Here is an 11,996-nt window from a genome sequence, read left to right as displayed (position 1 = left end):
GATGGCGGAGAGCAGCAACAGACCGTTCAAGGGCCCGATCCGCGCCAATACCGACCGCAAGGCCAACCGTCGCGGGGCGGCGCGGCTCGCTGCCGTCCAGGCGCTGTACCAGATGGACATCGCGGGCGCCGGGATCAACGACGTGCTCGCGGAGTTCGAGAGCCATTGGCTCGGCAACGAGGTCGAGGGCGAGCAATATCTGCCGGCCGAGGCCGCCTTCTTCCGCGACATCGTCTCGGGCGTGGTTCGGGACCAAACCAAGATCGATCCGGTGCTGGACACCGCGCTGGAGCGCGGCTGGCCGTTGCAGCGGATCGACGCCATCCTGCGCGCGGTGCTGCGCGCCGGCGCCTATGAGCTGGAGCGGCGCAAGGACGTGCCGGCCAAGGTCGTCGTCTCCGAATATGTCGACATCGCCCATGCCTTCGTGGAGCGCGACGAAACCGGCATGGTCAACGCCGTGTTGGAGCAACTGGCCCGGCAGTACCGCGGCGACGAGTTGGGACCGAAGTAGGTTTCCGTCATTGCGAGCGTAGCGAAGCAATCCAGGGCTGCAGGCGGGACTCTGGATTGCTTCGCTGCGCTCGCAATGACGACGCGGGGGAGCAGGATCGCAGAATGTCGGGCAGCCCAGACGTCCCATCCGGCGAAGATTCCCTCATCGCCCGTTACTTCAAGCCGCTCGCCACCGACCCCGGCGCCTTCGGCCTCGTCGATGACGCCGCCATCATCCCGGCCGGAGCCGACGACCTCGTCGTCAACACCGACGCCATCGTCGAGGGCGTCCACTATCTTCCCGACGATCCGCCCGACACCATCGCGCGCAAGGCGCTGCGGGTGAACCTGTCCGATCTCGCCGCAAAGGGCGCGACCCCTGCCGGCTTCCTGCTGACGCTGGCGCTGCGGCAGACCGACGAAGCCTGGCTTGCCGCCTTCGCTCGCGGCCTCGGCGAGGATGCAGCCAGCTTCGGCTGTCCATTGCTTGGCGGCGACACTGTCTCCACCCCTGGACCCGTGATGATCTCGGTGACGGCCTGGGGCAGGGTCCCGAAGGGCCGGATGGTGCATCGCTTCGGCGCCCAGGCCGGCGACCGGGTGATGGTGACAGGCACCATCGGCGATGCTGCGCTGGGCTTGCGCATCCTGACCGGCAAGCTCGAGACGGCTGCGCTGGCCGGCGATCCCGCCGCGCGGGATATGCTGATCGGCCGTTATCGCGTGCCGCAGCCGCGCCGCGCGCTGGCAGCGGCCGTGAGAGACCTCGCAACTGCGTCGATGGACGTCTCTGATGGCCTCGCAGGTGATTTCTCCAAGCTCTGCGCTGCCTCTAAAGTGAGCGCCGACATCGCGCTGTCACATGTTCCGATCTCATCAGCTGCTGCCAAGCTCATTGCCGAAGGCTCAGTCCAACTGGAAACTTTGATCTCCGGCGGCGACGACTACGAGATCCTTTGCACTGTTCCCGCAGCGCAATGCGAAGCGTTCCGCGTTGCGGCCAAGACTGCTGATGTCGCCGTGACCGACATCGGCGTGATCGTCGAGGGCACGGAGCCGCCGCGCTTCCTTGACGCGCAGGACCGTCCAGTCAGCTTGAAACGCCTGTCCTACAGCCACTTCTGACACCTATTCGCAACCGCACATTGCGACCAAAGAAGCGTCTGAATTTGGAGCGGTTCAGGCGTCGCGGCGTTGCGTCATCATGGCGATTTTGGCAAGCTTCGCAGCGTTCGAGGCGGCTCCGCCCGGAGCGGCCTGACAAGGGGGCGTGCGTCGCACAAGCGCGGCGTGACGTAGTTCAAAAAAGCAAAGAGCCGAGGAAACTAAATGTCAGCTTTATGGGTGATCGTGCTCTGCGGAGCGCTGTCGATCGTCTATGCGATCTGGGCCACGCAATCTGTGCTCAGCGCCGACGCCGGCAATGCGCGCATGCAGGAAATCGCGGCGGCCGTGCGTGAAGGCGCGCAGGCCTATCTTCGCCGCCAATATACGACGATCGGAATCGTCGGCGTCGTGATCTTCGTGCTCCTTGCTTATTTCCTCGGCATGCTCGTCGCGATCGGCTTCGCGATCGGTGCGATCCTCTCGGGCGCGGCCGGCTTCATCGGCATGAACGTCTCTGTGCGCGCCAACGTGCGGACCGCGCAGGCGGCAACCACCTCGCTCGCCGGCGGCCTCGAGCTCGCGTTCAAGGCGGGCGCCATCACCGGACTGCTGGTCGCGGGTCTCGCGCTGCTCGGCGTCACCATCTACTTCGGAATCCTGACCGGCTTCATGAAGCTCGCGCCCGACAGCCGCACCGTGATCGACGCGCTGGTCGCGCTCGGCTTCGGCGCCTCGCTGATCTCGATCTTCGCGCGCCTCGGCGGCGGCATCTTCACCAAGGGCGCCGACGTCGGCGGTGACCTCGTCGGCAAGGTCGAAGCGGGCATCCCCGAGGATGATCCGCGCAACCCGGCGACCATCGCCGACAACGTCGGCGACAACGTTGGTGACTGCGCCGGCATGGCCGCCGACCTGTTCGAGACCTATGCGGTGACCGCGGTCGCCACCATGGTGCTCGCGGCGATCTTCTTCGCCAAGTCCTCGCTGCTCGCCAACATGATGACCCTGCCGCTCGCCATCGGCGGCATCTGCATCCTGACCTCGATTGCCGGCACCTTCTTCGTCAAGCTTGGCGCCAGCCAGTCGATCATGGGCGCGCTGTACAAGGGCCTGATCGCGACCGGCGTGCTGTCGCTCGCTGGCCTCGCGATCGCGATCGCCTGGCTGATCGGCTTCGGCAAGCTCGACGGCGTCGACTATACCGGGTCAGCGCTGTTCGTCTGCGGCGTCGTCGGCCTCGTCGTCACTGGCCTGATCATCTGGATCACCGAGTACTACACCGGCACCGACTTCCGCCCGGTCAAGTCGATCGCGGCGGCTTCCGTCACCGGTCACGGCACCAACGTGATCCAGGGCCTCGCGATCTCGATGGAAGCGACCGCGCTGCCCGCGATCGTGATCATCGCCGGCATCCTGGTCACCTACAGCCTCGCCGGCCTGTTCGGCATCGCGATCGCGACCACCACGATGCTGGCGCTGGCCGGCATGATCGTCGCGCTCGACGCCTTCGGCCCGGTGACGGACAATGCCGGCGGCATCGCCGAGATGGCCGGCCTGCCGAAGGAGGTCCGCAAGTCCACCGACGCGCTCGACGCGGTCGGCAACACCACCAAGGCTGTCACCAAGGGCTACGCGATCGGCTCCGCCGGTCTCGGCGCTCTCGTGCTGTTCGCGGCCTATAACCAGGACCTGCAGTTCTTCATCGCGGATTCCGCCAAGCATCCGTACTTCGCCGGCATCAAGCCGGACTTCTCGCTGAACAACCCTTACGTCGTGGTTGGCCTCTTGTTCGGCGGCCTGCTGCCGTATCTGTTCGGCGCGATGGGCATGACCGCGGTCGGCCGCGCCGCCGGCGCGATCGTCGAGGAGGTGCGCCGGCAGTTCCGGGAGAAGCCGGGCATCATGCAGGGCACCGACAAGCCTGATTACGGCAAGGCGGTCGACCTGCTCACCAAGGCGGCCATCAAGGAGATGATCATCCCCTCGCTGCTGCCGGTGCTGTCGCCTGTCGTCGTCTACTTCCTGATCTACGCGATCGCGGGCGGTGGTGCGGCCGGCAAGTCGGCGGCGTTCTCCGCGGTCGGCGCCATGCTGCTCGGCGTCATCGTCACCGGCCTGTTCGTGGCGATCTCGATGACCTCCGGCGGCGGCGCCTGGGACAACGCCAAGAAGTACATCGAGGACGGCCATTTCGGCGGCAAGGGTTCTGACGCCCACAAGTCGGCCGTGACAGGTGACACCGTCGGCGATCCCTACAAGGACACGGCGGGCCCCGCCGTGAACCCAATGATCAAGATCACCAACATCGTGGCCCTGCTGCTGCTGGCGATCCTGGCGCACTGAGCAACAGAGTCCGTCCTGACAAGAAGCCCCGCGGTGCGAGCCGCGGGGTTTTTCCATGTCTGTCTGCTGCCTGGCAGACCTTGCTCCACCCGCCGTCATGCCCGGGCTTGTCCCGGGCATCCACGTCCGTCCGCGCGTGCCGATCGACGTGGATGGCCGGGACGCGCCCGGCCATGACGGCGGTGAGACAGGAGCGCGTGGCCCGGGTGAGCGCAGCGACACCCGGGGACGATCCCGCATATCGCTCCGCTCATGCGGGCTAAGTCTTGTGCTACTCCGCCGCGCGCTGTTGCGTCCGATAGCTCTGCAACGTGCTCTGCGCCATGCGCGGCTGCATCTGCGAGAAGCTCGCCAGATGCTGATCGAGCTGCGGCCGAGCGCTGCCGCTGACATGGGCCTGCATGAACAGCAAGGTCGTCGTGGTGACCCAGGACAAATCGAGCGCTTTGGCGAGCACCAGGAGCTGGTCGGGCTGCTTGCGCGCGAAGGCGCGCTCGACGATGTCGAGCGGCAGCTTGCACATCAAAGACAGCGCCAAAGTGACCTTGTCGAAGCTGCCTTCCTTGGCGAAGCCATGCAGCTGCGCCTCGTGCAACTGGCCGCTGGCATGCAGCTGCTCGACATAGGCCTTGGCGTTGGCGAAGTCGGTCGAGCGCGTCCGCGCCGCGGCCTGCAGATGACCGGACGCTTGGGCAACCGCGAGCTCGACGATCTCGGAACGGCTGCTGTCGGCTGTGGCAAGCTGGTTGCGCACGGCATCGGAGGCTTCGACGAACAGGCGGACCAGCACCTCGCGCGGACTGTCGGGCCGGCTCCACAGCTTCATCGCCAATCCCGGATCGTCCGAGGCCTTCGTCACGAGGCCGGAGAAGCCGTGATCCGAGAAGCGCGCGCCGTCATTGTTGGCGGTGTTCGACACCACGGCCTGGTCGCCGCGATCGACCAGCACGTCGGTGACCGCCTCGGTCAGAATCCTGCGGCCTGAAATCGCCAGCAGATGCTCCTGGCCACGGCTCTGCGCGGTGGCGACCAGGGTCTGCTCGTCGAGCCGGTCGCTCTGGCGCAGCACGGGACCGGCGACCGCGATCGTCTCGTCATTGGCCAAAAGCTTGATCAGGCGGGGCGGCGCATCCGGCAGCACCGCGAGCCGGCTGCCGAGCTGCGCCCGCGCCGCGACGGCGACGTTGTCGAGCAGCTTGAACAGCACGTGGTCGAACAGGTCGACATGCTCTTCGTTGAACTGGCCTGAGCCGACCACGAACAGATCGGTCACGCGCTCCAAGATTTCCGCGCGCCGTGAGACGTAGCGGCTGGCGAGAATGTCTTCGAGCTGATGCAGGACGTTATTGGCGTTGGGCAAGGCACGGGCTCATGCGATGGGACATCGCCGCTGCCTGCCCTTCGCACGGACTTCGAACCCTCCGGAGGAGGGCCCGGCCGCCGTAGACGGTATCTCGTAACCAGATCAAAGACACGCGGTCGTCATCTATCGCACTGTCCCGCTTAAGGTGCCGTTACACTTTACAGGTATTTGGATGCCATTTATGGCCACGATCACTGCACGTCCATCTGCAGCCCTTCCTTCTGGATGATCGAGGCGAATTTGGCGGTCTCGGCCTGGACGAACGCGCCGAACTGCTGCGGCGTGCCGTAATCGGCCCGGGCGCCCATGGCGGCGATGTTCTTGGCGATGTCCTCGCGCTCCAAGAGCGCCTTGACCTGCAGATTGAGGGCATTGACGATCTCGGGCGGGCAGGCCTTGGGCAGGAACACGCCGAACCAGGACGAGACGTCGAACTTGGCCAGCTCCGGTGCGCTCTCGCGCATCGTCGGCATGTCCGGCGCATTGGCGCTGCGCTCCGGCGTCGTCACGCACAGCCCGGTCAGCTTGCCGTCCTGGATCTGCGGCAGCGATGGAAACAGATTGTCGAACAGGATCTGGATGTCGCCGGCGAGCGCGGCCTGCAAGGCCGGGCCGGCGCCGCGGAACGGGATATGCGTCATCTTCAAGCCGGTCAGTTGCAGGAACCAGGCGCCGGTGAGATGCGGGCTCTGGCCGACGCCGGACGAGCCGTAGCTCAGCTTGTCGGGATTGGCCTTGAGGTAGGCGATCAGCTCCGGGATCGATTTGATGCCGGTCGAGGGATGCGCCGAGACGATGTTCGGGATACGGATCATGTTGGACACGGCCTGCAACTGATCCGGCTTGTAGGCGAGGTTGCGGAAGATCGAATAGGCGATCGCGTTGGGCCCGGGATTGCCGATCAGGATGGTATAGCCGTCGCCCTTGGTGTTGCGCGCGACCTCGGCAGTCCCGATCGTGCCGCCGCCGCCGGAGCGGTTCTCGACCACGGCGGATTGTCCCCATGCCGTCTGCAGATGCGCAGCCAACAGCCGGCCCATCACGTCTGTGCTGCCGCCTGGGGCAGCCGGCACGATCAGCTTCACCGTTTCGGTCGGGCGCCAGTCGGCGAAGCTCGTGCGCGGCAGAATGGCGGCGGTCGACAGCGCCGCGGCGCCGGACAACAGCTTGCGGCGCGATAGCGCGATGCGATGAGCCAATGATTCCTCCCAGCTTTTATGATGTGGGAGGGTAGGGACGAGTGCGCTGCCAGAGCAAGCGCGTGCGCGCTCTGTTAGCTGCGCCAATCAGCGCAGCCGAGGCTGTTGCTGCCGTGGCCCGGAATCAATATTCCGCGCGGCGATCAGTTGAAGCTGAGCAGCTTGAACAGCGGCGTCAGGTAGCTGAGCTCCTGGCCTGAGGTCGGCGTGGTGCGGCTGACGAAGTCGAAGATCTTGCCGTCCTTCATGCCGTAATTGGCGAGGCGGCGGACCTGGCGGTTCTTGTCGAAATAGATCGCGACGACGCGCTGATCCACGACCTTCTGGTTCATGAAGGCCACCGTGCGCTCGGCGCGCTGGGAGATATAATAGAACACCTCGCCGTCGAGCGTCGCGACCGTGGAGGGCGTGCCCATCACGATCAGCACCTGGTCCTGGCTGGCCCCGATCGGGATCTGCTCCAGCGCGCCGGGCGGCATGATGTAGCCCTTCTGGAACTGCTCGCCGGTGCAGGCGGCCAGCGCGAGGCAGGTCAGCGCGATGGCGCCGGCGGTGCGCAGACGGGTGCTGAGGCCTTGGGTGAGCAGGCGGGCAGTCATTCGCATTGTCTGGGTCATCTTCTTCAGATCGGATCCCGTCCCCTTGCGTCGGGCAGGGCGTTGACGTACCGGGCAAAGCAGCGGATTGCAACATGCCCCCGCACCGGGTCACGGAAACTCAAGCCGCGGAACCTTCATGCTCTGGCCATTCAACCATCTCAGGAAATTGCGACCGTCTCCGCGCGGGACCATCGAGCCGATCTATGGCATGATCGTGGCGCAAACCCGAGAACCGTTGTTTTATAGACACTTAAATGTCCCTGATACGGTCGAGGGGCGGTTCGATCTGCTGATTCTGCACCTCTGGCTGGTGCTGCGCCGGCTGCGCGGGGTGGGTGCGGGCCTGTCGCAGGCGCTGTTCGACCGGTTCTGCGACGACATGGACGACAATCTCCGCGAGATGGGGGTGGGCGACCTCACCGTGCCGAAGCGGATGCAGAAGTTCGGCGAGGCGTTCTATGGCCGCACCGCGGCCTATGATCTCGCCTGGTCGGAGAGCGACACGCAGCTGGCGGACGCGCTGCGGAAGAATATCTTGAACGGAGAGCATCCGGACAGCGCGGCCGGACTTGCCGCTTATGCGGGGCAGGTGGCGGCGCAGCTCGCCGCGCTCGACGACAACAAGCTGCTCGGCGCCGCCTGGAGCTTTCCGCGCCCGGTGCAGCAGGACTGAAGACATGAGCAGAGACAGAGACGCACCCCGCGAGACGACCCGCGACCCATCGAAGGACCAGCCGAGAGATCCTTGGCGTGCCCCGCCCGTGATCGTCGCCCAAATCCCCGAGGCCGGCCTGCACCGCGAGATCGAGGCCGATGCGGCCACGCGCCAGGCGCTGGCCGCGGTCGGCGAGCTGCGCGAGGTGATGTCGGCCCACGCCTCCTTCGACGTGGTGCAGAAGTCCGACGGCACCGTCCATGTCGAGGGCCGGGTGCGCGGGCGCATCGGCCAGACCTGCGTCGTGACGCTCGATCCGATCGAAACCGAGATCGACGAGCCGATCGATCAGACATTTGCCCCGCCGGACCAGATTCCGCAGCTCGCCGACTTCGTCGAGGACGATCCGAACAGCGAGGTCGACACCGCCGACCCGCCGGAGCCCATCATGGGCGGTCAGATCGACCTTGGCCGGCTCGCCGCCGACGCGCTGTTCCTCGGCATCGATCCCTATCCGCGCAAGCCGGGCGCCGTGTTCGAGCAGCCGGTGGAGACGACCTCGCCGGAGGACCACCCGTTTGCGGCGCTGAAATCGCTGAAAGCGGCTGCGGACGCGCCGCGCAACGGTCGACCGAAGAAGACGGCAGAGGATTGAGACGGCCCCGCCGACAATGGGATGCCGGCCAATGCTGCCAGGAAAGCTTCTAAAGTGATCGCAAGTGACTGTTCTTGAACGGCAACTTGCGCTTCTCCTGGGAGTGCCATGACAGCAACGGTTGCATAATGGCATCCGGGCGGGAGGTTGTTTCGACACGGAGAGACGCTATTGTCGCGCCCGGGTCGGGGTGCGACCAAACCGCTCAGCCTGCCCGTGGCAGTGCAGGGCGCCTCACGACCACACGACAACGGCCAAGCACGACACGGCCGAGACGAGATCAGGATCAGGTTTCCGGGACGTCATGCCTCAAAAGGTTCGAATCGCGCTGGACGCCATGGGCGGGGATTTCGGCGCGGCCGTCGTCATTCCCGGTGCTGCGATCGCGCTCAGCCGCCATCCGGATGCGGAATTCCTGCTGTTCGGCGACAGCGCCAAGATCGCTCCCGAGCTTGAGCAGCATCCCCGGCTGAAGGCGGTCTCGCGCGTCATCCACACCGACGTCGCGATCAGCAACGACGACAAGCCGAGCCAGGCGCTGCGGCGGGGACGCAAGACGTCATCGATGTGGCTCGCCATCGAAGCCGTGAAGAAGGGTGAGGCGGATGTCGCGGTGTCCGCCGGCAACACCGGCGCGCTGGTGGCGATGGCCCGCTTCTGCCTGCGCACGCTGGATGGCATCGACCGGCCGGCGCTGGCGGCGATCTGGCCGACCACGCGCGGCGAATCGGTGGTGCTCGATCTCGGCGCGACCATCGGCGGCGACGCTCACCATCTCGTGGCGCTGTCGGTGATGGGCAGCGCGCTGGCGAGCGTGCTGTTCGGCAAGCCCAAGCCGACCGTCGGTCTCCTCAACATCGGCGTCGAGGAGATGAAGGGCCATGAGGAGATCCGCGAGGCAGCCGAGCAGCTGCGCGCGATGAACCTGCCGCAGCTCGATTACATCGGCTTCGTCGAGGGCGACGGCATCGGCAAGGGCGCCGCTGACGTGGTTGTGACCGAAGGCTTCAGCGGCAATATCGCGCTGAAGGCCGCCGAGGGCACGGCCCGCCAGGTCACCGAATTCCTGCGCGGCGCGATCCAGGCCAGCGTCATGGCCCGGATCGGCTACCTTTTTGCCCGTGGCGCCTTCGCCGCGCTGCGCGCCCGGCTCGACCCGCGCCGCTCCAACGGCAGCGTGGTGCTCGGGCTCAAGGGCATCGTGGTCAAGAGCCATGGCGGAACCGATGCCGAGGGCTTTGCCTCGGCCGTCAGGGTTGGCTATGAGATGGCCCGCTGCGATCTCCTGACAAAGATCACTCAAACACTCAATCGCGACGGCGGCGCATTGGCGTCCGAACAAGTCGCCCAGGAGGCTGTCTCGTGACAATTCGTTCGGTCGTGCTCGGCTGTGGCTCGTATCTCCCGCAGCGGGTCGTGACCAATGCCGAGCTGGCAAGCCGCATCGAGACCTCGGACGAATGGATCGTCCAGCGCACCGGCATCCGGGAGCGCCATGTCGCAGCCGACGGCGAGTTCACCTCCCATCTCGCGATCAACGCCGCTCGTGCGGCGCTCGCCCATGCCGACGTCGATCCGCAATCGATCGACCTGATCGTGCTCGGCACGTCGACCCCGGACAACACCTTTCCGGCCACCGCGGTCGCCGTGCAGCACGGGCTCGGCATCCATCACGGCGCGGCGTTCGATCTTCAGGCCGTCTGCTCGGGCTTCGTCTTTGCGCTCGCGACCGCCGACAATTTCCTGCGCAGCGGCGCGTTCAAGCGGGCGCTGGTGATCGGCGCCGAGACGTTCTCGCGCATCCTCGACTGGAACGACCGCACCACCTGCGTGCTGTTCGGCGACGGCGCCGGCGCGCTGGTGCTGGATGCTCAGAAGCAGGACGGGACCTCCGCGGATCGCGGCGTCCTGACCACGCATCTGCGCTCTGACGGCCGGCACAAGTCCAAGCTCTATGTCGATGGCGGCCCGTCCTCGACCCAGACCGTCGGCCATCTGCGCATGGAAGGCCGCGAGGTGTTCAAGCACGCGGTCGGCATGATCACCGACGTGATCGTCGACGCCTTCGAAGCCACGGGGCAGTCGGCCGAGACCATCGACTGGTTCGTGCCGCACCAGGCCAACAAGCGAATCATCGATGCCTCCGCCCACAAGCTGCACATCGCGCCCGAAAAGGTGGTGCTGACGGTCGACCTGCACGGCAATACCTCCGCCGCCTCGATCCCGCTGGCGTTGGACGTGGCGGTCAAGGACGGCCGGATCAAGAAGGGCGACGTGGTTCTCTTGGAGGCCATGGGCGGCGGTTTCACCTGGGGCTCGGCCCTGGTGCGCTGGTGAGCCATTCCGTCCCGCGAGATTTAGCTGGGACGATCGCCGCTTAGCCGCTCAGTTCCGTTCACGCTGCTGTTGACCACCGCCGCTTAAGCTCTTAATTTCCGGAGCGAATTATTCGCCGTGAGTTTGGGGCAGGCGATGGCGGGAACCGGAAAAACAGTTACACGGGTTGATCTGTGCGAGGCGGTCTACCAGAAGGTGGGCCTGTCGCGGACGGAGTCATCCGCCTTCGTCGAGCTGGTCTTGAAGGAGATCACCGACTGTCTGGAGCGTGGCGAGACGGTCAAGCTGTCGTCGTTCGGGTCGTTCATGGTGCGCAAGAAGGGTCAGCGCATCGGACGTAACCCGAAGACCGGCACGGAAGTGCCGATCTCGCCGCGGCGGGTGATGGTGTTCAAGCCGTCCGCGATCCTCAAGCAGCGCATCAACGGCCAGCAGGGCAACGGCAAGATGAACGGCGAGGCGGCTCCCACGGAGCTCTCCGCCGAGACCGAGTAGCCGTACGCCGCGCCGTCGGCGGGTTCGGCCGCGACGTCGGCCGGACCGAATAGCGTCATTGTCAGCGTAGCCTAGCGTCACATCTTGTCAGCACGATCGAAGGGGAACGGGCATTTGGACAAGGCGCCGGATGCGTTTCGGACGATCAGCGAGGTCGCGCAGGAGCTCGACATCCCGCAGCACGTGCTGCGGTTTTGGGAGACGCGGTTCGCCCAGATCAAGCCGATGAAGCGGAGCGGGGGCCGGCGCTATTACCGGCCCGACGACGTCGATCTGCTCAAGGGCATCCGCCGTCTGCTCTACAGCGAAGGCTACACGATCAAGGGCGTGCAGCGGATCCTGAAGGAGCACGGCGTCAAGTCGGTGCAGGGCCTGGCGGATACCTCCGCGGCGGTCTCCTTTGGTGCGCTCGAGGAGACCCTCGGCCAGGCCATGATGGAGGAGGAGCCGGTCGGCGAGGCCGAGGTCGAATCGGAGGAGGATGAAGAGGAGGAGGCGTCCGAGGAGGAGGGCATCGATTTCCGCTTTGTCGACACCGAGGACGACATCCTCGACACGTTCCGCGTCGGCCCCCCCACCCGCGCCGGCATGAAGCCGGAGGAACGCGAAAAGCTCGAGGGCGTGCTCAAGGAGCTGCTGGACTGCCGCGCGCTGCTCGACCGGGCAATGAAAGAGGTCTGAGGGCGTCTTGCCCTAACTTCGTCCCCATTAGCCCGTGCTGTATCGACCGGGCAGGACATTCGCCAGT

12 protein-coding genes are annotated in these 11,996 nt (G+C 65.9%); 9 read left to right on the top strand and 3 right to left on the bottom strand.

Annotated features, from left to right (window positions below; all coding sequences use genetic code 11):
- Position 1 precedes the first annotated feature (1 nt).
- From nusB to ACVILH_RS27350, 3 genes are all read left to right on the top strand, one after another.
- Positions 2-514 carry a transcription antitermination factor NusB gene (gene nusB, locus ACVILH_RS27360; protein ID WP_456715655.1) on the top strand — a complete coding sequence of 171 codons (513 nt, stop codon included), beginning with the start codon at positions 2-4 and terminating at the stop codon, positions 512-514.
- 104 nt (positions 515-618) lie between these two features.
- Positions 619-1,620, top strand: coding sequence for a thiamine-phosphate kinase (thiL, locus tag ACVILH_RS27355; RefSeq protein ID WP_456715654.1), 1,002 nt, complete (start codon positions 619-621; stop codon positions 1,618-1,620).
- A gap of 204 nt (positions 1,621-1,824) precedes the next feature.
- On the top strand, positions 1,825-3,945 hold the full coding sequence (locus ACVILH_RS27350; RefSeq protein ID WP_456715653.1) for a sodium-translocating pyrophosphatase: 2,121 nt from the start codon (positions 1,825-1,827) through the stop codon (positions 3,943-3,945).
- 271 nt (positions 3,946-4,216) lie between these two features.
- On the opposite strand, the gene ACVILH_RS27345 is transcribed toward ACVILH_RS27350, so the two are convergent.
- The 3 genes from ACVILH_RS27345 to ACVILH_RS27335 all read right to left on the bottom strand — a co-directional run bounded on the left by ACVILH_RS27345 (position 4,217) and on the right by ACVILH_RS27335 (position 7,112).
- The gene (locus ACVILH_RS27345) at positions 4,217-5,305 is read right to left on the bottom strand and encodes a DUF2336 domain-containing protein (protein ID WP_456715652.1); all 1,089 of its coding nucleotides are present in this window, start codon (positions 5,303-5,305) and stop codon (positions 4,217-4,219) included.
- A 194-nt stretch (positions 5,306-5,499) separates the two neighbouring features.
- Complete coding sequence (locus ACVILH_RS27340; protein ID WP_456715651.1) at positions 5,500-6,507, bottom strand: Bug family tripartite tricarboxylate transporter substrate binding protein; 1,008 nt, start codon at positions 6,505-6,507, stop codon at positions 5,500-5,502.
- A 143-nt stretch (positions 6,508-6,650) separates the two neighbouring features.
- Positions 6,651-7,112 (bottom strand): outer membrane protein assembly factor BamE, encoded by a 462-nt coding sequence (locus ACVILH_RS27335; RefSeq protein ID WP_456715650.1) that lies wholly within the window; start codon positions 7,110-7,112, stop codon positions 6,651-6,653.
- A 130-nt stretch (positions 7,113-7,242) separates the two neighbouring features.
- Here ACVILH_RS27335 and ACVILH_RS27330 point away from each other — a divergent pair, with 130 nt between their 5' ends.
- The 6 genes from ACVILH_RS27330 (at position 7,243) to ACVILH_RS27305 (ending at position 11,929) form a co-directional block, all read left to right on the top strand.
- On the top strand, positions 7,243-7,779 hold the full coding sequence (locus ACVILH_RS27330; RefSeq protein WP_456717088.1) for a ubiquinol-cytochrome C chaperone family protein: 537 nt from the start codon (positions 7,243-7,245) through the stop codon (positions 7,777-7,779).
- A gap of 4 nt (positions 7,780-7,783) precedes the next feature.
- Positions 7,784-8,416 (top strand): YceD family protein, encoded by a 633-nt coding sequence (locus ACVILH_RS27325; RefSeq protein WP_456715649.1) that lies wholly within the window; start codon positions 7,784-7,786, stop codon positions 8,414-8,416.
- Between the two features lie 304 nt (positions 8,417-8,720).
- Positions 8,721-9,782, top strand: a complete 1,062-nt coding sequence (gene plsX / locus ACVILH_RS27320) for a phosphate acyltransferase PlsX (RefSeq protein ID WP_456715648.1) — start codon at positions 8,721-8,723, stop codon at positions 9,780-9,782.
- Entirely contained in the window at positions 9,779-10,753 is a 975-nt protein-coding gene (locus ACVILH_RS27315; protein WP_456715647.1) for a beta-ketoacyl-ACP synthase III, read from the top strand. Before plsX ends, ACVILH_RS27315 begins: the two co-directional genes overlap by 4 nt.
- A 135-nt stretch (positions 10,754-10,888) precedes the next feature.
- Complete coding sequence (locus tag ACVILH_RS27310; protein WP_456715646.1) at positions 10,889-11,248, top strand: integration host factor subunit alpha; 360 nt, start codon at positions 10,889-10,891, stop codon at positions 11,246-11,248.
- Between the two features lie 114 nt (positions 11,249-11,362).
- Positions 11,363-11,929 carry a MerR family transcriptional regulator gene (locus ACVILH_RS27305; RefSeq protein WP_456715645.1) on the top strand — a complete coding sequence of 189 codons (567 nt, stop codon included), beginning with the start codon at positions 11,363-11,365 and terminating at the stop codon, positions 11,927-11,929.
- Positions 11,930-11,996: the final 67 nt, after the last annotated feature.

Source organism: Bradyrhizobium sp. USDA 4353, from assembly GCF_054063215.1.
This window is presented reverse-complemented; position numbering and strand designations above follow the sequence as displayed.